Genomic DNA, 21,484 nt, shown 5'->3' with positions numbered 1-21,484 from the left:
AGCGGGCGCGCCGGGAAATCGCCGGCCAATTGCTCAAATTGGGGGCGCCCGCGCGTTCGAGAGGCCCCCCGGGGGCGCCGCCGCCGGGCCGCCGCCCTGTCAGTTTCATTGTATCGTCTTTCCCTTTGCGATAGAGTGCCCTGTCGGCTTGTCACTGGCCGCCAAAGACGCTACGACCGCCGGTGCTCGCGGCAGGGCGCTCGCCCGCCGCCGCTCCCTGAGAGCCGCCCAGAAGCCGGCAAGCGTTCACACTTCGGAGGAGCGACGACCCGCCAGATGGACTTCCTCAAGCCCCGGTTGATCCCAATGAACCGCCGACGCCGCATCTACGAGGGCAAGGCCAAGGTCCTCTATGAGGGCCCGGAGCCCGGCACCTTGATTCAGCATTTCAAGGACGACGCCACAGCCTTCAACGCGAAGAAACATGAGGTGATCGACGGCAAGGGCGTGCTCAACAACCGGATCTCCGAATATATCTTCCAGCATTTGAACAGCATCGGCGTGCCGACCCACTTCATCCGCCGGCTGAACATGCGCGAGCAGCTCATCCGCGAGGTGGAGATCATCCCGCTCGAAGTCGTCGTGCGCAATGTCGCGGCCGGCTCGCTGGCCAAGCGCCTCGGGATGGAAGAAGGCACGCAGCTGCCCCGCTCGATCATCGAATTCTACTATAAGAACGACGCGCTCGACGACCCGATGGTGTCCGAGGAGCATATCACCGCCTTCGGCTGGGCGACTCCCCAGGAGATCGACGACGTCATGGCGCTCGCCATCCGCGTCAATGATTTCCTTTCCGGGCTCTTCCTCGGCGTCGGCATCCGCCTCGTCGACTTCAAGATGGAATGCGGTCGGCTCTGGGAGGGCGACATGATGCGAATCGTCGTCGCCGACGAGATTTCGCCCGACAGCTGCCGGCTGTGGGATATCAAGTCGAACGACAAGCTCGACAAGGATCGCTTCCGCCGCGATCTGGGCGGGCTGGTCGAGGCCTATACCGAAGTCGCGCGCCGTCTCGGCATCATGCAGGAAAACGAGACGATCCGCACCGGCGCGCCGAAACTGGTGCAGTAGGAGATCCCCGAAGGGCCGCCATGGGCGTTCCTCATCTCGAACCAGGTCCGATGCGCGCGGAGGAATTCTTCGCGTTCACGGCCACGCGCCCCGACGACGAAAAATGGGAGCTGATCGAAGGGGAGCTGGTCTTGAACGCTTCCGCCAGCCGTCTGCATCAGACGATCATTCGCGATCTCACGGTGCTGCTCGATGCGCTGGCGCGCGAGACCGGCGCTCCCTGGGAGGTGCTGCCGGGGCTGGGCGTTCGCATTTCCGACATCAGCGTGCCAGTTCCTGACGTTCTGATTCGACCCGCGACGCTCACTGGCGTCGAATGCAATGATATGATTGTCGCGTTTGAGGTTCTTTCACCGTCCACAGCGAACAAGGATCTGCGCTGGAAGCGGAAAGCCTATGCGACGCTGCCCTCGCTCCTGCAATATGTGGTCATCGCGCAGGACGCGGTCGAAGTCGTCTCCTTCGATCGCGCCAATGGTTTCGCCGAGCGCCGATTCGAGGCGGCTGAAAGCGAGCTCGACCTGCCCGTCATCGGCGCACGACTGCCTTTACGCGACATCTACCGCGGCACGGGTCTGCTCTAAGGCCGGCTTGCGCTTCGCGCGTCGAGCCAGTAACCGTTCGGCCATCTTCTGAACTCGGAACAGCGCATGAAAGCCCGCGTCGTCGTCACCCTCAAATCCGGCGTCCTCGATCCGCAAGGCAAGGCGATCGAGGGCGCGCTGAAGTCGCTCGGCGTCGAAGGCGTCGCCAGCGTGCGGCAAGGCAAGGTGTTCGACGTGGAGCTCGCCGGCGCCGACGCCGTCGCCGCCAAGGCGCAGTTGCAGACCGCCTGCGAGAAGCTGCTCGCCAATACGGTGATCGAGAATTATCAGATCGATGTGTGAGGGTATGCGCGGCGATCGGGCTTCGTGCGTCGGCAGTCGGAGCAGCTCTTACGACTGCCGATCTGGCGACTGCCGATCTGCCGAGTTTTCGCTCAGGACACGCCCATGAAAGCCGCCGTCGTCGTTTTTCCCGGCTCCAATCGCGAAGGCGACATGGCCCGCGCGCTGACACAGGCGACCGGACGCCCGCCGGCGATGCTGTGGCACGCCGACCATGAGCTGCCCGCCGGAACCGACCTTGTGGTGTTGCCCGGAGGCTTTTCCTACGGCGACTATCTGCGCTGCGGCGCGATCGCCGGCCGCGCCGCCATCATGGACGCGGTGCGCGCGCATGCCGCGCGCGGCGGACTGGTGCTCGGCGTCTGCAACGGCTTCCAGATTCTTTGCGAAAGCGGCCTGCTGCCCGGCGTGCTGATGCGCAACGCCAATCTGCGCTTCGTCTGTCGGATGCAGCATCTTCGGGTGGAGTGCAACGACACCGCCTTTACGCGGCAATACGCCAAGGGCCAGACGATCGAAGTCTGCATTGCGCATGGCGAGGGCAATTACGAAGCCGACGACGCCACGATCGAGCGTCTGGAGGGCGAAGGCCTCGTCGCCTTTCGCTATTGCGATTCCGCTGGCGCTGTCGGCGGCGACGCCAATCCCAACGGCTCGCGCAACGACATCGCCGGCATTTATTCGGAAAGGCGCAATGTGCTCGGCCTGATGCCGCATCCCGAAAATCTCATCGACCCGCTGGTCGGCGGGACAGACGGCTCGGCGCTTTTCGAGAGCCTCGCCAGCGCGGCGTAATCCTCACGCTTTTGGCGGCAGCGGAAAGAGCCCGGTGAAGCGTTTCGCGAGCGCGCGGTCGCCCTCGATGGCGAGCGCCTTCTCCGCTTCAAGCGCCTCGAGCGGCGCGCCGCCATAGACCGCCGCGGCGATCGCCCTCGCCTGCCCGGCGAAGACGACGTCGGCGCCATCTAGCGCTTGCCGCGCGGCGTCGCATTTGCCGCCATGAATATGGACGAGGAACGTCTCGTCGCCGATGCGAAAGCCGATGCGCGCGTTCAACCCCTTCGCCCTGCTCGCGTCGAACATCGTTTTGAACGACAGCATCAGCGAGGCGGCGCTGAGAGGCAGCGTCGGGTCGTGCAGCGGCGAGCGCGCCGCCCAGCGGCCGAGCACGCTTAACGCCGGCTCGATCTCATAGCCCCAGGGCGTCAGTTCATAGACATGGCTCGCCGCCGGCGGCGGCAGCTTGCGCCGGCTCAGCGCGCCGATCTCCTCCAGTCGCTCCAGCCGCTGCGTCAGCACATTGGCGCTGATCCCGGGAAGATCGGCGCGCAGGTCGCTGAATCTTTTCGGGCCGAACATCAATTCGCGCATCACCAGCAGCGCCCAGCGTTCGCCAATCAGATCAAGCGCATGGGCGGCGCCGCAGGCGTCGTCGTAACGCCGCGCGGCAGGGTCTTTGCGCGCCGCGCGCGGCCTTTTAGTTAGTTTTTCTAACTTCATTGTTGCATTTTATAACTTATGCGGTAGCTTCGGCAACGGCTGCGAGAGGAGCGTCCATGTCCAAGCTTATCTTCGTCAATCTTCCGGTCGCCGATCTGCCCAAGGCGACCGCTTTCTACGAGGCGATCGGGGCCAGGAAGAACCCGCAGTTCTCCGACCACACCGGATCCTGCCTGGTTTTCTCCGATACGATTCACGCAATGCTTCTGACGCATGAGAAATTTCGGCAGTTCACGACGAAGCAGATCGCCGATGCGCATAGGACCGCAGAAGTCCTGATCTGTATCTCGGCCGACAGCCGCGCCGATGTCGACGCGCTCGTCGAGAATGCGACGCGCGCCGGCGGCGCGGCGGATCCGACGCCGACCCAAGATTTCGGCTTCATGTATGGCCGCAGCTTCGAAGATCTCGACGGTCATATCTGGGAGATTATGTGGATGGACGCCGAGGCCGCCTCAAAGGCGTGTCAGAAAGAAGGAGCGGCGCAATGAGCTATGTCGACGGTTTCGTGATTCCCGTACCGGCGGAAAACAAGGAGGCCTACAGGAAAATGGCCGCACTCGCCTGGCCGATCTTCAAGGAATTCGGCGCGCTGGAACTGATGGAATGCTGGGGCGACGATTTGCCTGACGGCAAGCTCACCGACTTCAAACGCGCGGTTGCCGCGCAATCCGGCGAGCAGGTGGTTTTCTCATGGATTGTCTGGCCGTCGAAGGACATACGCGACGCGAGCCACAAGAAAATGTATGAGGATCCGCGCATGAAGGCGCTCGGCGACATGCCCTTCGACGGCAAGCGGATGATCTTTGGCGGCTTCGAGCCTCTGCTCGATGAGAAAGCGTGATGACGCTGAAGCTCTACGGGCATCCGTTTTCGTCCTATACGCAAAAGGCGCTTATTGCGCTTTACGAGAACGAGACGCCCTTCCAGTTTCGGTCGCTTGAGGACAAGCAAGCGGCTGCCAAATGGATCGGCCTTTGGCCGATCAAGCGCTTTCCGCTTCTGCTCGACGATGATCGCAGCGTCATGGAGGCTAGCGTCATCATCGAATACCTCGACCTCCATCATCCTGGCCGAAGCCCTCTCCTGCCGACGGACCGGCATGCGGCGGTCGAGGTCCGCTTCTTGGATCGGTTCTTCGACAATTACATCATGACGCCGATGCAAAAAATCGTGTTTGATCGTCTGCGTGCGGAAGAGGATCGCGATTCATTTGGCGTCGCTGAAGCGCGTCGGGCGCTGGACACGGCATATGGCTGGCTGAACGACAAGATGAAGGACCGCGAATGGGCGGCGGGAGAGGAATTCTCGCTCGCCGATTGCGCGGCCGCCCCAGCGCTTTTCTACGCCGATTGGACGCACCCCATCGACAACGCGCTCGTCAATGCAAAGGCCTATCGCGCGCGGCTTCTCGCGCGCCCCTCCTTCGCGAGAGCCGTCGACGAAGCAAGACCCTATCGCGCTTATTTTCCTCCCGGCGCGCCGGACCGGGACTGACTCGGCCCTTTATCGCCGCGCCGCGCGCGCGACGTTCCACAGCGCGCGCTCGGCCTCCATTTGCGCCACGCCGGCGTTGGCGCGCGCCCGCGTCTGCGCGGCGCGCAGCGGCTCGATCAGCGCGCCAAGACGCGCGGACGACCAGCTCTTGAGCTGCTCGTCCATCTGCGCGCGGTGCATGAAACCGAAGCCGGCGCGCATCAGCGCCGAGACGCCGGCGTCGGGTCGACCGCCCTCGCGCTCCATGGCGAGACGGGCGCGATGCAGCGCCACGGCGTAGCGCAGCGCGCCGATGAGAAGCTGCTGCGCGTCGCCATCCTGCGCAAAATACGCGTCGAGCGCCGCGCCGACATCGGCGGCGCCCGCGAAAGCCGCCGTCACCATGCGATCCGACGCGATGTTCGAGGCATGGGCGACGATCGCTTCGACGTCCTTGGCCTCGACATGTTCGCGGCCGTGCATATAGAGCGCGAGCTTTGAAAGCTCGCCGCGACTCATCAGCCGGTCCTCGCCCAGCGCGCCGAGGAGCAGGCTGCGGGCCTCGGGACTGGCGACCAGACCAGCCTCGCGCAGGCTGCGATCGATCAGCGCCTGCAAATCCGCTTCCGCATCGGGCTGGCACTCGATGGCCGCGCCCTGCTTGGCGCCCTCGACCAGCTTGCGCAGCGGCGAGTCGCGCCGCAGCGCGCCGGCCGTCAGCACGATCGTGCAATGCGCCGGCGGCGCGCCGATCAGCGACGTCAGCGCCGGAATGACGGATTTCGCGCCGGTCTCGACAAGGATGGCGCGCCGTCCGCCAAAGAGCGGCGTGGTGTTGGCCTCGTCGAGCAGCGCAAGCGGATCGGCGGCGACGCCATCGCCGCTCATCTCGACGAATTGAAACGGATCGCGGCGATCGTCGACGCGTTTTTCGACGAGCGCGAGCGCGCGCTCGCGCACCATTCCGGCGTCCGAACCGAAGACAAGAAAAAGGAAAAGGCCCTCCGGCGGGGCGGCGATGAAGCGTTCGGCGTCGCGATTCTTGACCGCCGTCATGAGGCGCTGTTGTCCGTCTCCGCCGTCAATAGCGAACGACGGCGGGCGGCGGGACAGGCGACAGGCGCGTGGCGAGCACGGTGGCGATTCTGGTGCGGATCGATTCGGCGATGACCCGGGCGTTGCGGATCTCCGCGTCGCGCGCGGCGCGCACATTGGAGAAGCGGTTCGAGAAACGATCGTAGCTTGCGATGTTGAACGCGACGCCTTTGGTGACCTCCACCTCATCAGGCAAGGTGACCAGCCGATATTCGGCGTCGACGATCACCGTCGCCGAGGTGGCGCGGCCAGTCACGGTGTCGAGAATCGGCGTCTGCACGCGCTCGCGGAGCACAACCATCAGACGGTAGCGCGGCGGCGGCTGCGAGCCGGTGCCGTTCAGACCGAAGATCAACTCGTTTCGGACATAGTGGCCGAGCCGCTGCGGAATTTCGTCAACCGCGATCGACTGCAGTTCGGCCGCGAGCGGCGCGGAGTCGAGCCCAAATCCTGCCGGCGCGTAAAGCGGCTGGATGCAGCCGGCCAGCGGCAGGGCGAGCAGCGCCGCCACGACAACCATCACTTGCCGGAAGAGGGCGGTCGGCGGTCGGTCTTCGGCAGTAGGACGCGCGCCGACTGCCGACCTGCCGACTGCCGATTTGCTAGACGACCACATTGACGATCCTTTTCGGAACGAGAATGAACTTCCTCAGCGGTCTGCCTTCCATGGCGCGCTGAACGCCATCTTGCGCCAAAGCTTCTTTGCGAATCGTTTCTTCGTCGGCGTCATGGGCGACAAGAATTTCGGCGCGCTTTTTGCCGTTGACCTGCACCGGCAGGCTTATCATCTCCTGGGCCAACAGGGTAGGATCGGCCGCCGGCCAAGGCGCTTCAGCAACCAGACCTTTGTGGCCCAAATCGGCCCAGCATTCCTCGGCGACATGCGGCGTCATCGGCGCGACAAGCCGAACGAGGACGTCCGCCGCCTCGCGGAAGGCGAAGGCGAGATCGGCGGGAACCGGCGTTTCGGTCACGGCGTCGAGCGCGCTCGTCAGCTCATTGGCGAATTCGCGGATGCGGGCGATGGCGCTGTTGAAGCGCAACCGCTCGATATTCTCGCTCGCCTGGGCGATCGAACGATGCGTCGCCTTGCGCACGACGAGCGCGAGATCGTGAAACGCCGCCGGCGGCTCGGCCCCGACGGGCGCCGCCACCCGGCCGAGTTCGCCGGTCAGGCGCCACAGGCGCTGGACGAAGCGCCAGGCGCCCTGCGCGCCCTCGTCCGACCAGACGACGTCGCGATCGGGCGGACTGTCGGACAAAACGAACAGGCGCGCCGTATCGGCGCCATAGCTCGCGACGATGTCGTCGGGGTCGACCGTGTTCTTTTTCGACTTCGACATTTTCTCGATTGGGCCGATGTCGATCTCCACATCGCCGTCGATGAGAAAGGCGCGGCGGCCGCCATCCCTGGACTCGATGCGGATGGCGTCGGGCGCGACCCATTGGCCGTCCGGCGCGCGATAGGTCTCATGCACGACCATGCCCTGGGTGAAGAGTCCGGCGAAGGGCTCGGCGACCGCGGCGTGGCCGCTATCGCGCATGGCGCGCGCGAAGAAGCGCGAATAGAGAAGATGCAGAATCGCGTGCTCGATGCCGCCGATATATTGATCGACCGGCAGCCAGCGCGCGAGCGCCTCGGCGCCCGCCGGCGCCGTCTCATTGTGCGGGTCGGTGAAGCGCGCGTAATACCAGGACGAGTCGACGAACGTGTCCATCGTGTCGGTCTCGCGCCGCGCCGGCGCGCCGCAGGAGGGACAGGGGACGTTCTTCCAACTTGCGTGGCGATCGAGCGGATTGCCCGGCTGGTCGAAGGAGACGTCTTCCGGCAGCCTGACCGGCAGATCGGCCTCGGGAACCGGGACCGGCCCGCAGGTCTCGCAATGGATGATCGGGATCGGGCAGCCCCAATAGCGCTGGCGCGAAATCCCCCAGTCGCGCAGCTTGAAATTCACCTTGCGCGCGCCTTGCGGCCGGTCGAACAGCGCCGTCGTCGTCAGCCGGTTGGCGACCTCTTCCTTCGCCTGCTGCACGGCCATGCCGTCGAGAAAGGCGGAATTGACCAGCCTGCCCTCGGCCTCGAAGGCTTCGCCGTTTTCGGCGATCCGCTTTTCGAGTTCTTCGGGGGCCAGTTCCTGCGGACAGACCACGACCTTGAAGCCGAGCGCATATTTCGTCGCGAAGTCGAGGTCGCGCTGGTCATGCGCCGGGCAGCCGAAGATCGCGCCCGTGCCGTAGTCCATCAGAATGAAATTCGCGACATAGACCGGCAGCGTCCAATTCGGATCGAACGGATGAACGACGCGCAGCCCCGTGTCGTAGCCCATCTTTTCCGCGGTCTCGATCGCTTCGGCGGATGTCGCGCCGCGCCGGCACTCGTCGGCGAAGGCGGCGAGCGCCGGGTCCTTCTGCGCGGCGGCTTTCGCCAGCGGATGGTCCGCGGCAAGCGCGACGAATTTCGCGCCAAACAGCGTGTCGGCGCGGGTGGTGAACACCTCGATCTCGCGCATGTCTCCGAGCGGCTGCGCGAGCGCGAAGCGCACGAGCATGCCTTCCGAGCGCCCGATCCAGTTGCGCTGCATCAGCCGCACCTTGTCGGGCCAGCGCTCAAGCTCGTCGAGCGCGGCGAGCAGCTCTTCGGAATAGTCGGTGATCTTCAAGAACCACTGCGTCAGCTCGCGCTGCTCGACCAGCGCGCCCGAGCGCCAGCCGCGCCCGTCGATGACCTGCTCATTGGCGAGCACGGTCATATCTACCGGGTCCCAGTTCACCTTCGATTTCTTGCGGTCGACGATGCCGGCTTTGAGGAAATCGAGGAAGAGCTTCTGCTGATGTCTGTAATAGTCGGGATCGCAGGTCGCGATCTCGCGCGACCAGTCGAGCGACAGGCCCAGCGTTTTTAGCTGCGCGCGCATCGCCGCGATATTGGCGTAGGTCCATTGCGCGGGCGGCGCGCCGGTCTGCGCCGCGGCGTTTTCGGCGGGAAGGCCGAAGGCGTCCCACCCCATCGGATGCAGGACGTCGAAGCCCTTGGCGCGCATGAAGCGGGCGATGACGTCGCCCATCGAGTAATTGCGCACATGGCCCATGTGCAGCCGGCCCGAGGGATAGGGAAACATCTCGAGCACGTAATATTTGGGCGCGCCGGCGCGGTCGCCTGCCTTAAAAGACTGTTTTTCTTCCCAAATCTTTTGCCAGCGCGGCTCCGCCTCGGCGAAATTATAGCGTTCGGGTCTCATCTGGCTGGCGCGTCCGGTCAAAAGGCTTGCGGGATTGCGCCTCTAATGCCGGGCGGCCCAAGCGATGTCAAAGGCAGGAGCCGTTCGCGGCGCCGCGAAAAAGCTCGAGGACCGCAAGCGCGGCCCCCGACAATTCCCCATGAACTCAGGCCTTCGCCGAAAGCCCGACGGTGATCCAGCTGACGCCCTCAAAGATCAGATTGATCGCGAGGAAGAGGCCAAGGATATAGAGGCCGGACATCGGCCACTGGGCCAGGATCATTCCGCCCAGCACAATGCTGATCACGCCCGAGAACGCCACGAGGCCCCAAGGGCCGACGTCGCGGATGTGCCAGGCGAGGATCAGCTTGAACAGGCCGGCGACGACCAGCGCGGCGCCGATGATCGCCGTCAGCGACACCGCCGCGAGCAAAGGATCGCGGAAGACCAGAAAGCCCGCGACGATCGTGATGATCCCGATCGCGCCCCACAGCAGCGCCCTGGTCCAGGGCCGGATCTGAACGGCGGTGATGATCTCCATCGCGCCCGCGACGAGCATCGCCGCGCCGACATAGAACACGGTCACGAGCGTGGCGGTCGTCACGTCATAGAGCGCAAACAGTCCGCCGGCGAGCATGAGCGCGCCGAGCGCGACGATCCATCCCCATTTGCGGCGCAGATGATGCAAATGCATCATGCGCCCGTCGTAAGTCAGGCTGTCATTGACCATCGTCGGCCTCCAATTCAGTGGGAGCAATCTTGGTAGACGGGACGCGTTTCTCAATCATGAACGTCGCGACAATCCCGCGCCTTCCCCGCCGGAAGCTTAACGCGCCGGACTGCGCGAAGTTCCGCGCTGCGAAGACGTAAAAGATTCGGCGCTTGACCCGGCCGCCGAAATCGCGATTTTCGCGCCATGGGAGCCGCCGATCGCCTTGAATCGACACGCGAAGCGATTCGCCGCGCTGCAGTGGACTGCGGCCGCGATCCTGGCTCCATTCGCCTCGTCTGCGTCACCAAGACCTTTCCGGCCGAGGAGATGATTCCGCTGCTGGAAGCGGGCCATCGCGTCTTCGGGGAAAACCGCGTGCAGGAGGCTTTGTCGAAATGGCCGCAGCTGCGCGAAAAATATCCGGACATCGAGCTGCATCTCATCGGCCCGCTGCAGTCGAATAAGACGCGTGAGGCGGTGGAGCTCTTCGACGTCATCGAAAGCGTCGACCGCGAGAAGATCGCCAAGACGCTGTCCGAGGAAATCGCCAGGACCGGCAAGCGCCCGCGGCTTTTCGTTCAGGTCAACACCGGCGCCGAGCCGCAAAAGGCCGGGGTCCTTCCCGAACACGCCGACAGTTTTTTGGCCGCCTGCCGCGACGCGTATGGATTGAACATCGAAGGGCTGATGTGCGTGCCGCCCGTGGGCGAACAGGCGTCTCCGCATTTCGCGCTGCTCGCCGACATCGCCGCGCGCAACGGAATCGCCGAACTCTCCATGGGGATGAGTTCGGATTTCGAACTCGCGATCCAGTTAGGGGCGACCTATGTCCGGGTCGGCTCGGCGATCATGGGCGAGCGCGACTATCCCGACGCGCCGGCCCAATGAGCCTGGCCATTATCCATGACTTGTCCGGCCGGTATCGTCCCAGTGGAAAGATATTGGTAGCGGAGCGCTTGCACCATTTGAACGGAACCGTTGAGGTCCAGATGCAGATTGAAGCAAACGACAACGAACCATACCTACGCGGGTGCCAAGCTTTTGAAGCTGGCATTCAGCGTCACGAAAATCCATATGAGGATGACCACTACGGAACAACGTTTTGGGAGGCGTGGTTTGACGGTTGGGACGACGCAAATGAAAATTGCGCCCATCTGTCGCAAATTGAATCACCACGCTGAAGACAGCGCTGTACTTTTCTCAATCAAGATGGCAGAAACTCCGAATCAGTTTTTTTGGAGCACGCCATGCGGTGGGAAAATCGAATAGACAACTATGTCGCTAAGACGGGTTTCCCGCGCAGTTTGTTCGCATCAGGAGATGGCCGCGTTGTCGGCACCTGGATCATGGGCAACGACTATCGGGTAAAGTCTGAATATTACGGAGGATATCCGGCTGGATATTTGAAGCGCGTCAAAGCGCTTTTCCCAGAAAAGGAAAAGGTCTTGCACCTTTTCAGCGGGAAGGTTGATTTAAGCGTTTTCCCCGGCGACACCGTAGATATTAATCCGGAACTCAAGCCGACCTATATCGACGATGCGCAGCGACTCGAAAATGTGCCGCTCCAGAAATATGATCTAGTTCTCGCAGACCCGCCTTACAGCGTTGAAGATTGCGAGCACTACGGGACTAGCATGGTAAAACGTAACACGGTAATGCGCGCCTTACAGCGTTTGCCCGAAGGCGCGCATGTCGTTTGGTTGGATCAAGTACTTCCAATGTATCGGAAGGACGCCTTTGCTCTGGAAGCGACGATCGGAATGTGGAAGAGCACAAACCATCGCTTCCGTGGCGTGTCGATTTTTAGGCGACTACCTGCCCAGCACTAATGAAGTCGTGCCGTAGCGAGAGTTGACCTATCTCTCCTACGGCCTCCCAAGCTTCGGGCCAAGCGTTCGCCGAAAGACGGCCTTCAAATAATTTTCCCATCCGCCGTTCTTATAATCAAAGGCGTAACGCGGTATCCGCTCAAGGTCCTTGCGATCCAGGAAAAGCGCGCCTGTCGCTGCATCCAGTTTTTCTTGGAGCGTAACGATCAGGCGTTGCCACCCGCCGCGATTCTTCCTGGACGGGTCTTGCCTCATTAAGACAGCTATTTCGCTGGGGGTTAGCGTAACGAATGGCATAATTCGCCTCCATCTATTGGATGGAGCGTAGGTGGGGATCGCATAACGCTCAGACAAGGGCTGAAAGCCTACGTAATGGTGGTTTTTTGAGATATTGGCGACAAGGTTCAAAAACACATTTCCGCCTCTATCGGCGGAGCCAATGATCGTAATTGCCTCCTAGAGCGCACAGCGCCTTGCTTAACCGCCGCGTATGCTCATGCGCCGACTGTCGCGGATCGCTGCAAAACGCGCCCGTTCAGGGACTTGCATCAGCTAAATGATAGTAGTTCTTACAATCGCGTATGCGGCTAGCGCACCTCGATGATCGCGCCGCGCCGCAACCTCGGCAGAAGCCGCGCCATGTCGCGGGCGCGCAATGCGACGCAGCCGGCTGTGGGCGAAAGATCTTCCGTGGCGATATGAAAGAAAATCGCGCTGCCGCGACCGCGCAGCCGAGGACGAAGATTGTAGCCCATCACGCCGACGGCGTCGTAGAGCGCGTCCTTTCGCCACATTTCCTCATGGCCGAGGCGCGAGGGCGCCCGCAGCGGTTTGTTATAGAGAAAGGAGCGCGGATCGTCGCACCAGAGGTCGTGCGGCCGCGTGCGCCGCCATGGCAGACGCAGGGGCGCCGGCGCGCGCAGGTAAAAATAGAGGAGCGGCCAGCGGCCGGCCGGACTCGCGCCGTCGCCTTCCCGCTTGTTGCGCGCAACGCCGCTGCGGCCCAGCGCGCAGGGGAGAACGAGCGTCCCTGCGATCAGCCGCCCTTCGTGCGAGCGCCCGCCTATGCGCCGCGTGACGCGCAGCAAGGCCAGTCCGGCAGATTTCGTCCGGTTCGTTCGTCGAGGCATGATGCGTTATATGCTGCCGCGCGCCGGCGCGTCTGACCGCCTATAGCAGGAATATTCTCTTCGAAGCGAGGAGCGGCCCCGGCCGATGTTCTTTCCGCGCGCTCTGGTCATCGCCGCCGAACCCCAGTTGCGGGCGACGCTCGTCGAGCAATTCGCCGCGCTCGGCCGCTATGCGCTGCGCGAGGGCCGGATCGGCGCGCCCGGAGAGGATTGGCCGGATGCGGCGGTCCTGGACGAAGCCCATTGCGACCCAGAGGCGCTCGCCGAGGCGCGCGCGCGGGGCTGCGTGACGCGCGTCGTGCTGATCGCCGACGCGCCGACATCGCCGCCGCAGGGGGTGGACGCCGTCGTGACGCGCCCCTTCCGCTTTGCGGAATTGGTCGCGCTGCTAGATGCGGCGCCGTCTCGGGCGGCTGTCGGCCCCTATCATTTCGAGGCCGGCGAACTGCGGGCGCCTTCCGGCGCGCGCTTAAAACTGACCGAAAAGGAGACGGCGATTCTCACGCGGCTGGCGCGCGCGCACGGCGCGACGGTGTCTCGCGCGGCGCTGCTGCGCGACGTGTGGGGCTATGGTCCGAATTTGTCGACCCGTACGCTCGAAACGCACATTCACCGTCTGAGACGCAAGCTCGAACAGTCGCCCGAACGGCCGCGCTGGATCAAAACCGAAGGCGACGGCTACCGGCTCGCCGCCAGCGAAGAGGACCCCGCGTCTTGACGCTTACGCCGCGCCGCCGGCGCATATAGAGATAGCGTGGGGGACGCCGAACAAAGTGACATGACGCTGGACGATATCGACAATCTCGCGCGCATCCCCCTCTTTTCGATCTTCGAGCCCAACGCCCTGCGTATGCTCGCGCTTTCCACAGAAACGCGCCTGCTGCGCGCCGGCGACGTCCTGTTTCAACGCGGCGAAATGTCGGACGGCGGCTATGTGCTCACCTTGGGGTCGATCGCGCTGATCGCCGCAAACGACGGACGTCCTCAGTCGAAGATCGTTCGGCCCTGGACGCTGATCGGCGAAACCGCCCTCCTCGCGCCGTCGACGCGCCCCGCGGCCGCGATCGCGCAGGAGCCGGCTACGGTGCTTAAGATCCTGCGGCCATTGTTTCATTTGATTTTGGAGCAGCATCCGGCGACCGCCGCTCGCGTGCGCGATTTCTTTCGATGCAGGCTCTTGGATTTCATCCACGATATCGGCGCCGAGGCGTCGGCGTCCGACGGCGACGTCGGGCGCTTAAGGTAAACGCCAAAAAAAGTCACGTTTCAGCCTCTCGCAGCGGATCAATTTGCGCCTAAGTAGGTTGTTAGTGCGGCGTGAGCTCCAGGGGAGCTTGCGGCGCAGCGCGGCGGGACGCCGCGCCAGGAGGAGGATGAACGATGCGAAAAGGCCTGAAATTGGCGCTGTCCGGCGCGCTCTGCAGCGCGACATTGGCGACCGCCGTTCCGGAAGCGATCGCCGGGCCGATGAGCGCGCCCGATCGGTTAATTGTCGCACCTTCGAGCCCGGTCGAAAATGTTTGGTATCGTCGCGGCTGGGGCTATCGCGGCGGCCGTGGCTACGCCTATCGGCGGGGCTACTACAACCCCGGCGCCGCCGTCGCCGCGGGCGTCGGTCTCGGACTGCTGGGCGCCGGCCTCGCGGCGTCGAGCGCTTACGGCGATTATTATGGCTACCCCTACGGCTATGGCTATGGCTATTACCCGAGCGCCTATAGCGGATGGGGAGATCCCTACGTCGGATGGGGCGGCGGCTGGGGCGCTGGCTGGGGCGGCGGCTGGGGCGGCTGGGGCTGGTAAGCTCGAAATTTCTCCAGGCAGTCTGAAAGGCGGCGCGGGATTCGCTCGCGCCGCCCTTTTGGCGTCGCCGGGGACGAATTGTAGAAGCGGGCGCCGCGCCCCCGCGGCGCCACGAAACACGCGAGGCCTCCGCCCACATGGCGAATTCACAGGCGACCACGATCGCAACGACGCCCTACGCCGATCAACGCCTGGGCACATCCGGCCTGCGCAAGAAAGTCGCGGTCTTCCAGCAGCGCCACTATCTTGAAAACTTCATTCAATCGATTTTCGACAGTCTGGAGGGATATCGGGGCGCAACATTCGTCGTCGGCGGCGACGGCCGCTATTACAACCGCGAGGCGATTCAAAAGATCCTGAAGATCGCCGCCGCCAACGGCGTCGGCCGCATCGTCATCGGACAGGGCGGCATAATGTCGACCCCCGCAGCTTCGGCGCTCATTCGCGGGCTTACGGCTTTCGGCGGAATCGTGCTGTCCGCCAGCCACAACCCTGGCGGCCCGCACGGCGACTTCGGCGTGAAATACGATGTCGCGAACGGCGGTCCGGCGCCGGAGAAGGTGACGGACGCGATCTACGCGCGCACCCGCGAGATCACGTCGTTCAGGATCGTCGACGCGCAGGACGTCGATATCGACAGGCTCGGCGAAACGCGCCTCGGCGACATGCGCGTCGATGTCGTCGACAGCGTCGCGAATTACAAAGCGCTGATGCAGACGCTCTTTGATTTCGATCGCATCCGCGACGCTTTTCGGTCGGGCTTCACCTTCACCTTCGACGCCATGTCGGCCGTCACCGGCCCCTATGCGCGCGTGCTGTTCGAAGAGGAGCTCGGAGCGCGGCCGGGCAGCGTCATCAATGCGACGCCGCTGCCCGATTTCGGCGGCCATCATCCCGATCCCAATCTCGTCCACGCGAGACATCTTTACGATCTCGCCATGTCGGCCGCCGCGCCCGATCTTTGCGCCGCGTCGGACGGCGACGGCGACCGCAATCTCATCATCGGCCGCGGGCGTTTCGTCACGCCGTCGGACAGTCTCGCGATCCTCGCGGCCAACGCCACGATTGCGCCCGGCTATCGCAAGGGCGTCGCAGGACTTGCGCGATCCATGCCGACGAGCGCCGCCGCCGACCGCGTCGCGGCAAGGCTCGGCGTCCCGCTCTTCGAAACGCCGACGGGTTGGAAATATTTCGGCAATCTGCTCGACGCCGGCCTCGTGACGATCTGCGGCGAGGAAAGCGCCGGCGCCGGCTCCGATCATGTGCGCGAGAAGGACGGGCTATGGGCGGTGCTGTTCTGGCTCGACATTCTCGCCGCGCGCAAGGAGAGCGTCGACGCCATCGTTCGACAACATTGGACGACCTATGGGCGCAACTATTATTCCCGTCACGACTATGAGGAGGTCGCGAGCGACGGCGCCCATGCGCTGATCGACGCGCTGCGCCAGCGTCTGCCGACTCTCAAGGGCCAAAATTTCGGCGCTCTCGAAGTCGCGACGGCCGACGACTTCGCCTATCACGATCCGGTGGACGGCTCGGACTCGCAGCATCAGGGCTTGCGGGTGATCTTCGCCGACGGCTCGCGGATCGTTTACCGGCTGTCGGGCACCGGCACGGCCGGCGCGACGCTGCGCGTCTATATCGAGCGCTACGAACCCGATCCCGCGCGGCAGCATATGGAGACCGAGGCGGCGCTCGCCGATCTCGTGAGACTATCGCGCGAAATCGCCGCCATCGAGCGCTATACGCAGCGCGCCGCGCCGAGCGTCATCACCTGAGCCCCAGGCTGGGAACAGGATTCAGTCGCGTGAATGATGCAGCCCTCCAATGCGCGCCAAAGGACGCAATGGGAATCAGCGAAGTCGAACCCACCCCTCTCAGCGAGCATCCCTTCCGCGAGGCGGTTCTCGCGGAGCTGCACGCGCGGCCGTTCCTGCCGCTCGACGCGCCGCGGCGCATCTATCACTATGCCTTCGCCACGGATCACGAAGCGGCGGCGGCCGACCGTGAAGCGATCGGCGCGCTCGCGCTCGCGCATGGCGTGCTGGCGCCGGATCCATGCGCGCGATTCCACTATTTTATCTTCGGCGACTGGCGGCTTCGCTGGGAGCAGCATAGCGAATTCACCACCTACAGCTGGTCGACCGGCGTCGGCGCCGATATCCCCTTCGCGCACGCCGATCCGTTCAAAGCGGGCGAAATCGCCTTCAAGCCGCCGGGCGTTCTCATCGTCGCGACGCAGCTCTGCGTCGTCGACGGCGCGCGATCGGTCGAAGACCTTGCCTCCTATTTCAATTCGCAGAGTCTCTGCGTCGTCGGCGTTGAAGATCGCGACGCGCAGGTTCTGACCGACTTCGCCGTCGACGCATACGGCTTTACGCGCATGCTGATCCGCGGAACGGCGCTGCCGCGGTTCGAAGCCGGCCGTCTCGCGCAGCGCGTCCTCGAGATCGAGACTTATCGCACGATGGCGCTGCTCGGGCTGCCGCTCGCGCGGCAGGTTTCGCCGCAGCTCGCCAACATGGAGCGAGAGCTTTCGGGCATCACCGAAGCGCTGAACGAAGCGCATGACATGCGCGTCAATTACCTTTTGCTAAAGCGGCTCTCGGACCTGCTCGCGTGCGGTCAGGCGCTGTCGATGCGCACGGCCTTCCGTTTCGACGCGAGCCGCGCCTATCGCGCGCTGGTGAAGAACCGGCTCTCGCAGCTGCAGGAACGGCGCGAAGGCCAATATGTGACGATGTCGGATTTCCTCAATGCGCGCCTTGATCCAGCGATCGAAACCTGCAACGCCGTCGAGGCTCGCCAGACCCGCTTTTCGGCGCAGGTCGAGCGCGCGACCGATCTGATGCGCACCGGAATCACGCTGGAGATGGAGCGGCAGAACGGCGCGCTGCTTGAAGAGATGAATCGCCGCACGCGTTTGCAGATGCGGCTCAACCGCATCGTGCAGGGAATCACGATCGCCGGGCTCGCCTATTTTCTCACCGGACTCTTCAGCTTTATCGCCAAGGGGCTCAAGGCCGCGGGCGCCCTTCCGCCGCAGGTTTCCGCCGATCTCGTCGCCGCCCTCGCGATGCCGATCGCTGTGCTCATCGCTATCGCGTTTATGGCCCGCGTTCACAGATTGTCGCGAGAGGCGGCGGAGGAGGAACAATTGGATTGAACTGCCGTGCTTATCAGAGGACGGCGATTCCGAGCGGCCTCAAGATCACGCCACATCTTGTCGTATGCTGGATCGATTTTCCGCTTCTCTTGCACGGCTTCGATGTCTTCGTCGGGGCCAATCGGCCGAATATATTCGCCGGACCAGGTAACGTGCTCAACGAGTGGGTGATCGCAGCGCGGGTAGACGGACCTGATTCCAAATAGCGAAGGCGCTTTGACAAACGCCGCCGTCAGTAATTGATAATAGAGCTTTTGGCTCCTTTCGATGGGCTGCGAATAATCTTTTTTGAAGGTGCGATCCGCGGAAAATCTCGCTGTGGCCAGCGGCGCGATGTTAAGCTCGTTCCTTCGCGCGCATTCCGCCATCCATTCCAGCGCGCCGTCGGATAATCCATATCGAGAGTAGCCGCCGCCGACATTGGAATGCACGCCTGGAAACCACTTTTGTTTGTAAAGCGGAAATCCATGCTCGGATATATTGCGCTCGTTCCGCTGCAGATGGTAGTCGGTCAACTTGACCGGCGCCGGTCGAAAAGGCCAGCGACGCTCGTCCGCGGCCAGAGCGTGATACGCGCTTTCAACACTCTCGCTTAACTCCACGTCATGGAAACTGCACCCAAACAGCTTATCAACCAAGTAGCCTAAGAATTCACCATAGGGCGCGCCCAACGCGCCAACCGTGTCCCATACGCCAAGAAACCGGATTCTGACGGGCCAAGGATGGCAGTGTTCAGCTCTAAACTTTATCGCGTCGGCGCCCTTTGGTTTCCAGCCCTCTGACTTCCTGTCCTTGTAATGATCGTAGGCGATCGAAACCCGAGGCATATTGCATCGCTTGAGAATTCCAAGGTTATGAACCAAACCCGCTATGCTTCGCGCGGTGTAAGCGCCCCGGCTAAACCCGAATAAATAAATTTCATCGTTCTCGTCGTAATTGCTCACAAGGAAGGAATAGGCATCCTTGATGTTGTTCGAAATGCCGTACCCGAAAGTTCCCCCCTTGAATTTCTCGCCGCGTCGCGTTCCAACGCCTGCAATATAGTGCACGAGCTGCGGGTTGCCGTCGCTGTCAGCGCTCTCGAACGCCTGTAAAGTCCGTAGAACGTTAGTGCCGCGCTCGATCAACTCGTTCCACGTGCCGTCACAAAAAATGACCAGCTTCTTGGGCATGGCAATATTCCTTATCGTAATGAAAATTGCGGCAAGAACATATCACTGGACGTCGAAAGGCGCGACTCCTGTCGGCTGGCCGTTCTCGCCGAGCGTGATTTTCTCGATGCGGGCTTCGGCCTCGGCGAGAAGCGCTTCGCAGCGCGCCTGCAGCGCCTTGCCGCGCGCATAGAGCTTCACCGACTCGTCGAGCGAGACGGCGCCCTTCTCCAGATCGCCGACAATGCGTTCCAGCTCCTGCATCGCCTGTTCGAAAGGCATCGAGGCGATGTCTGCGGCGGCGTCCGGCTCCTGCGTCATGGCGTCTCTCATAGACGAAGCGCGCATCCTTGGCTATGCGGCGGCCGAGCGATCGCCCGGCTCGGCGCGGCCGACGATGCGCAGAATCGCTGGAAATTCCTCGCGCGTGCGGCGCTCGATCTCGTCAAGCGCGTCATGGGCGCTTTGCACGGACACGGCCGCGTCGAGACGGCAGCGGAAGTTGACGACGAAGCCTCCGGCCGTTTCGCGGACTCGCACGTCCCACACTTGCGCCGGCGGTCGGGTCTGAGCGGCGACCCGCGCGAGCGCCGCTTCAATCGCGCCGGCAGGACCGCGATCGGCGACCTGCGCCGCGAGCAGTTGCATCTCCAGCGGCTCGATATGCGTGTCGACTTCGGCGTCGGCGCCGAATTCGTCGCGCAGCGCGCTCTCGAAGTCGGCGGCGATCGCGTGCGCCCGGCCGAGCGGCATGGCGCCATCGAGCTCGACGTCGACGCCGATCGATAGCCTGCCCTGGATTTGCTGGGCGATGACATGATGAGCGTGAATGTGGCGACGCGCGCCGACCAGCAGGATGCGTTCCGCGATCGTTTCGTCGTCAAGCGCCCGCGGCTCGATCGACAGCGTGACCCGGGCGCGCGGCGTGACTGTGGCGATCGCTTCGGCGACGGCCGATTTGATGCGCGCCGCCTGCTCGACGCGCAAGCCGCGCGAAACGCCAATCGTCGCTTCGCCGACGATGTCAGGGCCGATCGTGCGCAAGCGCAGCGAATCGATCGCGATGACGCCCGGCACGTCGATGATCGCCCTCTCGAGATGCGGCGCCATTTCCCGCGGCGCGGCGTCGAGCAGCGTGTCGATCGTGCGACGGCCCAGCCGAAATCCCGCGACGGCGATAAAAGCGGCGACGCCCAAGGCGGCGAGCGCGTCGCCGCGCTCGAACCCATAATGCGCCGCAATGAGACCGAGCAGCACCAGCGCCGATGACACCAGATCGCTCGAAAAATGCAGCGCGTCAGCGGCCAGCGCGTCGCTGCCCTCTTCCTTTGCGATCCGCCGCAGCTGCCGCGAGCGCACGAAATCGACGACGATCGAGACGACCAGAACGCCATAGATCGGCCAGCCGGCGTCGATCACGACATCTGTTTCCTGCAACCGCCTCCAGGCTTCGCCGACGATGAACAAGGCGAGGCCGAAGAGGAAGCCGGTTTGGATCAGCGCGGCCAGCGCCTCATATTTGCCATGGCCATAGTGATGTTCCTCGTCCGCAGGTTTTTCTGCTTCGCGCACCGCGAAGAAGGTCAGCACTGTCGCGCCGGTGTCCACGAAGGCGTGCCCGGACTCGGACAGCAGCGCGAGCGATCCGGACCACAGGCCGGCCGCAAGCTTCGCCGCCGCGAGCAGAGCGCTGGCGGCGATCGACGCCTTGGCGGCCGCCAGCTTGACGCTCGGCGCCGCTCGAGGAACAGCCTTCGTCTCGGTCACGTCGCTAGGCACCTACGTTTGGGAGCGCCAGCGCTCTAGCAGGCGCCCGGCGCGGGCGCAAATCCGCGCCGTGGAACGCTATTATGGCGGACGCATCAGATAGGAGCCGCATATGAAATTTCTGCACACCATGATCCGAGTCGGCGACCTCGACCGCGCGCTGGCGTTTTTTTGCGGCGCGCTTGGGCTACAGGAGGTGCGCCGCACTCAGAACGAAAAGGCGCGCTATACGCTCGTCTATCTCGCCGCGCCCGAGGACGCCGCGCAAGCCAAGGAAACCGGCGCGCCGATGATCGAACTCACCCATAATTGGGACGAAGACGCATATGCCGGCGGGCGCAATTTCGGCCACATCGCCTTCGCCGTCGAGAATATTTACGAGGCCTGCGCGCGGCTGCAGGCGGCGGGCGTGACGATCAATCGGCCGCCGCGCGACGGCCATATGGCCTTCGTGCGAACGCCGGATTTGATCTCCATCGAGTTGTTGCAAAAAGGCGCGCCGCTGCCGCCGATGGAACCCTGGGCTTCGGCGCCCAACATCGGCGCCTGGTGAGGATTTCCGCGGCGCGGCGCGATCTATTGCGCCGCAGCTACGAATTTTTTGGCTGCTCGGAACCATTGCTCTAGCCATGAGTTGAGTCAGGAGTCGTGCTGTGGCCTCAGCTCGGCCTGTTCACTATGT

The 21,484-nt window shown here is 63.6% G+C and carries 25 protein-coding genes; 16 read left to right on the top strand and 9 right to left on the bottom strand.

Annotation, left to right across the window (positions count from 1 at the left end; all coding sequences use genetic code 11):
- The first annotated feature begins 276 nt into the window (after nt 1–276).
- The 4 genes from purC (at nt 277) to purQ (ending at nt 2,753) form a co-directional block, all read left to right on the top strand.
- Nucleotides 277–1,071 (top strand): phosphoribosylaminoimidazolesuccinocarboxamide synthase, encoded by a 795-nt coding sequence (purC, locus tag BN69_RS14725; RefSeq protein ID WP_014892432.1) that lies wholly within the window; start codon nt 277–279, stop codon nt 1,069–1,071.
- Between the two features lie 20 nt (nt 1,072–1,091).
- A complete protein-coding gene (locus tag BN69_RS14720) occupies nt 1,092–1,655 on the top strand; it encodes a Uma2 family endonuclease (RefSeq protein WP_014892431.1) in 564 nt (187 codons plus the stop codon).
- A 66-nt stretch (nt 1,656–1,721) separates the two neighbouring features.
- Nucleotides 1,722–1,958, top strand: coding sequence for a phosphoribosylformylglycinamidine synthase subunit PurS (purS, locus tag BN69_RS14715; RefSeq protein ID WP_014892430.1), 237 nt, complete (start codon nt 1,722–1,724; stop codon nt 1,956–1,958).
- Nucleotides 1,959–2,063: 105 nt separating this feature from the next.
- Nucleotides 2,064–2,753, top strand: a complete 690-nt coding sequence (gene purQ, locus BN69_RS14710; RefSeq protein WP_014892429.1) for a phosphoribosylformylglycinamidine synthase subunit PurQ — start codon at nt 2,064–2,066, stop codon at nt 2,751–2,753.
- Nucleotides 2,754–2,756: 3 nt separating this feature from the next.
- On the opposite strand, the gene BN69_RS14705 is transcribed toward purQ, so the two are convergent.
- Complete coding sequence (locus BN69_RS14705) at nt 2,757–3,458, bottom strand: winged helix-turn-helix transcriptional regulator (protein ID WP_014892428.1); 702 nt, start codon at nt 3,456–3,458, stop codon at nt 2,757–2,759.
- 56 nt (nt 3,459–3,514) lie between these two features.
- Here BN69_RS14705 and BN69_RS14700 point away from each other — a divergent pair, with 56 nt between their 5' ends.
- From BN69_RS14700 to BN69_RS14690, 3 genes are read left to right on the top strand one after another with little or no spacing between them, the layout of a single operon-like run.
- Nucleotides 3,515–3,949 carry a VOC family protein gene (locus tag BN69_RS14700; protein ID WP_014892427.1) on the top strand — a complete coding sequence of 145 codons (435 nt, stop codon included), beginning with the start codon at nt 3,515–3,517 and terminating at the stop codon, nt 3,947–3,949.
- The gene (locus BN69_RS14695; protein WP_014892426.1) at nt 3,946–4,302 is read left to right on the top strand and encodes a DUF1428 domain-containing protein; all 357 of its coding nucleotides are present in this window, start codon (nt 3,946–3,948) and stop codon (nt 4,300–4,302) included. The genes BN69_RS14700 and BN69_RS14695 overlap by 4 nt, the downstream gene beginning before the upstream one ends.
- The gene (locus tag BN69_RS14690) at nt 4,302–4,955 is read left to right on the top strand and encodes a glutathione S-transferase family protein (RefSeq protein WP_014892425.1); all 654 of its coding nucleotides are present in this window, start codon (nt 4,302–4,304) and stop codon (nt 4,953–4,955) included. The genes BN69_RS14695 and BN69_RS14690 overlap by 1 nt, the downstream gene beginning before the upstream one ends.
- 9 nt (nt 4,956–4,964) lie before the next feature.
- Here the strand turns inward: BN69_RS14690 and holA are convergent, their stop codons facing one another.
- The 4 genes from holA to BN69_RS14670 form a co-directional block, all read right to left on the bottom strand.
- Nucleotides 4,965–5,990 carry a DNA polymerase III subunit delta gene (holA, locus tag BN69_RS14685; protein WP_014892424.1) on the bottom strand — a complete coding sequence of 342 codons (1,026 nt, stop codon included), beginning with the start codon at nt 5,988–5,990 and terminating at the stop codon, nt 4,965–4,967.
- 25 nt (nt 5,991–6,015) lie between these two features.
- Nucleotides 6,016–6,549: an LPS assembly lipoprotein LptE gene (locus BN69_RS14680; protein ID WP_014892423.1), complete on the bottom strand. Its 534-nt coding sequence runs from the start codon at nt 6,547–6,549 to the stop codon at nt 6,016–6,018.
- 82 nt (nt 6,550–6,631) lie between these two features.
- Nucleotides 6,632–9,268: a leucine--tRNA ligase gene (gene leuS / locus BN69_RS14675; RefSeq protein ID WP_014892422.1), complete on the bottom strand. Its 2,637-nt coding sequence runs from the start codon at nt 9,266–9,268 to the stop codon at nt 6,632–6,634.
- Between the two features lie 145 nt (nt 9,269–9,413).
- Entirely contained in the window at nt 9,414–9,977 is a 564-nt protein-coding gene (locus BN69_RS14670) for an HdeD family acid-resistance protein (protein WP_014892421.1), read from the bottom strand.
- Nucleotides 9,978–10,163: 186 nt separating this feature from the next.
- On the opposite strand from BN69_RS14670, the gene BN69_RS14665 reads away from it, so the two are divergent.
- From BN69_RS14665 to BN69_RS19300, 3 genes are all read left to right on the top strand, one after another.
- Entirely contained in the window at nt 10,164–10,847 is a 684-nt protein-coding gene (locus tag BN69_RS14665) for a YggS family pyridoxal phosphate-dependent enzyme (RefSeq protein ID WP_014892420.1), read from the top strand.
- Entirely contained in the window at nt 10,844–11,140 is a 297-nt protein-coding gene (locus tag BN69_RS19305) for a hypothetical protein (RefSeq protein ID WP_148277134.1), read from the top strand. Before BN69_RS14665 ends, BN69_RS19305 begins: the two co-directional genes overlap by 4 nt.
- A 66-nt stretch (nt 11,141–11,206) precedes the next feature.
- Nucleotides 11,207–11,788, top strand: a complete 582-nt coding sequence (locus BN69_RS19300; protein ID WP_148277133.1) for a hypothetical protein — start codon at nt 11,207–11,209, stop codon at nt 11,786–11,788.
- Nucleotides 11,789–12,375: 587 nt separating this feature from the next.
- Here the strand turns inward: BN69_RS19300 and BN69_RS14650 are convergent.
- Nucleotides 12,376–12,918 carry a L,D-transpeptidase family protein gene (locus tag BN69_RS14650; protein ID WP_014892417.1) on the bottom strand — a complete coding sequence of 181 codons (543 nt, stop codon included), beginning with the start codon at nt 12,916–12,918 and terminating at the stop codon, nt 12,376–12,378.
- A gap of 85 nt (nt 12,919–13,003) precedes the next feature.
- On the opposite strand from BN69_RS14650, the gene BN69_RS14645 reads away from it, so the two are divergent.
- The 5 genes from BN69_RS14645 (at nt 13,004) to BN69_RS14625 (ending at nt 17,884) form a co-directional block, all read left to right on the top strand.
- Nucleotides 13,004–13,636 carry a response regulator transcription factor gene (locus BN69_RS14645; protein WP_014892416.1) on the top strand — a complete coding sequence of 211 codons (633 nt, stop codon included), beginning with the start codon at nt 13,004–13,006 and terminating at the stop codon, nt 13,634–13,636.
- Between the two features lie 60 nt (nt 13,637–13,696).
- Nucleotides 13,697–14,164, top strand: a complete 468-nt coding sequence (locus BN69_RS14640) for a cyclic nucleotide-binding domain-containing protein (protein ID WP_014892415.1) — start codon at nt 13,697–13,699, stop codon at nt 14,162–14,164.
- Between the two features lie 134 nt (nt 14,165–14,298).
- Nucleotides 14,299–14,718, top strand: coding sequence for a hypothetical protein (locus tag BN69_RS14635; RefSeq protein ID WP_014892414.1), 420 nt, complete (start codon nt 14,299–14,301; stop codon nt 14,716–14,718).
- A gap of 137 nt (nt 14,719–14,855) precedes the next feature.
- Nucleotides 14,856–16,496 carry an alpha-D-glucose phosphate-specific phosphoglucomutase gene (locus BN69_RS14630; protein ID WP_014892413.1) on the top strand — a complete coding sequence of 547 codons (1,641 nt, stop codon included), beginning with the start codon at nt 14,856–14,858 and terminating at the stop codon, nt 16,494–16,496.
- 29 nt (nt 16,497–16,525) lie between these two features.
- Complete coding sequence (locus BN69_RS14625; protein ID WP_244434969.1) at nt 16,526–17,884, top strand: DUF3422 family protein; 1,359 nt, start codon at nt 16,526–16,528, stop codon at nt 17,882–17,884.
- On the opposite strand, the gene BN69_RS14620 is transcribed toward BN69_RS14625, so the two are convergent.
- The 3 genes from BN69_RS14620 to BN69_RS14610 are packed head-to-tail and all read right to left on the bottom strand — an operon-like array spanning nt 17,839 to nt 20,802.
- Nucleotides 17,839–19,056, bottom strand: coding sequence for a DUF2235 domain-containing protein (locus BN69_RS14620; protein ID WP_014892411.1), 1,218 nt, complete (start codon nt 19,054–19,056; stop codon nt 17,839–17,841). The two genes, BN69_RS14625 and BN69_RS14620, sit on opposite strands and share 46 nt — an antisense overlap.
- Before the next feature lie 42 nt (nt 19,057–19,098).
- Nucleotides 19,099–19,356, bottom strand: a complete 258-nt coding sequence (locus BN69_RS14615) for an exodeoxyribonuclease VII small subunit (RefSeq protein WP_041926990.1) — start codon at nt 19,354–19,356, stop codon at nt 19,099–19,101.
- A gap of 33 nt (nt 19,357–19,389) precedes the next feature.
- Nucleotides 19,390–20,802 carry a cation diffusion facilitator family transporter gene (locus tag BN69_RS14610; protein WP_014892409.1) on the bottom strand — a complete coding sequence of 471 codons (1,413 nt, stop codon included), beginning with the start codon at nt 20,800–20,802 and terminating at the stop codon, nt 19,390–19,392.
- 112 nt (nt 20,803–20,914) lie between these two features.
- Between BN69_RS14610 and BN69_RS14605 the strand changes: the two genes are divergently transcribed.
- Complete coding sequence (locus BN69_RS14605) at nt 20,915–21,355, top strand: VOC family protein (protein WP_014892408.1); 441 nt, start codon at nt 20,915–20,917, stop codon at nt 21,353–21,355.
- Nucleotides 21,356–21,484 lie beyond the last annotated feature (129 nt).

This window comes from Methylocystis sp. SC2, from assembly GCF_000304315.1.
Taxonomy (GTDB): Bacteria; Pseudomonadota; Alphaproteobacteria; order Rhizobiales; family Beijerinckiaceae; genus Methylocystis.
The sequence above is the reverse complement of the archived record's forward strand: the minus strand, read 5'-3'. Positions and strand labels throughout refer to the sequence as shown.

What these genes read in the sequence shown, in the direction of transcription:
- purC (WP_014892432.1), top strand. Translation starts at nt 277, where the DNA reads ATGGACTTCCTCAAGCCCCGGTTGATCCCAATGAACCGCCGACGCCGC.
- BN69_RS14720 (WP_014892431.1), top strand. Translation starts at nt 1,092, where the DNA reads ATGGGCGTTCCTCATCTCGAACCAGGTCCGATGCGCGCGGAGGAATTC.
- purS (WP_014892430.1), top strand. Translation starts at nt 1,722, where the DNA reads ATGAAAGCCCGCGTCGTCGTCACCCTCAAATCCGGCGTCCTCGATCCG.
- purQ (WP_014892429.1), top strand. Translation starts at nt 2,064, where the DNA reads ATGAAAGCCGCCGTCGTCGTTTTTCCCGGCTCCAATCGCGAAGGCGAC.
- BN69_RS14705 (WP_014892428.1), bottom strand. Translation starts at nt 3,458, where the DNA reads ATGAAGTTAGAAAAACTAACTAAAAGGCCGCGCGCGGCGCGCAAAGAC.
- BN69_RS14700 (WP_014892427.1), top strand. Translation starts at nt 3,515, where the DNA reads ATGTCCAAGCTTATCTTCGTCAATCTTCCGGTCGCCGATCTGCCCAAG.
- BN69_RS14695 (WP_014892426.1), top strand. Translation starts at nt 3,946, where the DNA reads ATGAGCTATGTCGACGGTTTCGTGATTCCCGTACCGGCGGAAAACAAG.
- BN69_RS14690 (WP_014892425.1), top strand. Translation starts at nt 4,302, where the DNA reads ATGACGCTGAAGCTCTACGGGCATCCGTTTTCGTCCTATACGCAAAAG.
- holA (WP_014892424.1), bottom strand. Translation starts at nt 5,990, where the DNA reads ATGACGGCGGTCAAGAATCGCGACGCCGAACGCTTCATCGCCGCCCCG.
- BN69_RS14680 (WP_014892423.1), bottom strand. Translation starts at nt 6,549, where the DNA reads ATGGTTGTCGTGGCGGCGCTGCTCGCCCTGCCGCTGGCCGGCTGCATC.
- leuS (WP_014892422.1), bottom strand. Translation starts at nt 9,268, where the DNA reads ATGAGACCCGAACGCTATAATTTCGCCGAGGCGGAGCCGCGCTGGCAA.
- BN69_RS14670 (WP_014892421.1), bottom strand. Translation starts at nt 9,977, where the DNA reads ATGGTCAATGACAGCCTGACTTACGACGGGCGCATGATGCATTTGCAT.
- BN69_RS14665 (WP_014892420.1), top strand. Translation starts at nt 10,164, where the DNA reads ATGGGAGCCGCCGATCGCCTTGAATCGACACGCGAAGCGATTCGCCGC.
- BN69_RS19305 (WP_148277134.1), top strand. Translation starts at nt 10,844, where the DNA reads ATGAGCCTGGCCATTATCCATGACTTGTCCGGCCGGTATCGTCCCAGT.
- BN69_RS19300 (WP_148277133.1), top strand. Translation starts at nt 11,207, where the DNA reads ATGCGGTGGGAAAATCGAATAGACAACTATGTCGCTAAGACGGGTTTC.
- BN69_RS14650 (WP_014892417.1), bottom strand. Translation starts at nt 12,918, where the DNA reads ATGCCTCGACGAACGAACCGGACGAAATCTGCCGGACTGGCCTTGCTG.
- BN69_RS14645 (WP_014892416.1), top strand. Translation starts at nt 13,004, where the DNA reads ATGTTCTTTCCGCGCGCTCTGGTCATCGCCGCCGAACCCCAGTTGCGG.
- BN69_RS14640 (WP_014892415.1), top strand. Translation starts at nt 13,697, where the DNA reads ATGACGCTGGACGATATCGACAATCTCGCGCGCATCCCCCTCTTTTCG.
- BN69_RS14635 (WP_014892414.1), top strand. Translation starts at nt 14,299, where the DNA reads ATGCGAAAAGGCCTGAAATTGGCGCTGTCCGGCGCGCTCTGCAGCGCG.
- BN69_RS14630 (WP_014892413.1), top strand. Translation starts at nt 14,856, where the DNA reads ATGGCGAATTCACAGGCGACCACGATCGCAACGACGCCCTACGCCGAT.
- BN69_RS14620 (WP_014892411.1), bottom strand. Translation starts at nt 19,056, where the DNA reads ATGCCCAAGAAGCTGGTCATTTTTTGTGACGGCACGTGGAACGAGTTG.
- BN69_RS14615 (WP_041926990.1), bottom strand. Translation starts at nt 19,356, where the DNA reads ATGACGCAGGAGCCGGACGCCGCCGCAGACATCGCCTCGATGCCTTTC.
- BN69_RS14605 (WP_014892408.1), top strand. Translation starts at nt 20,915, where the DNA reads ATGAAATTTCTGCACACCATGATCCGAGTCGGCGACCTCGACCGCGCG.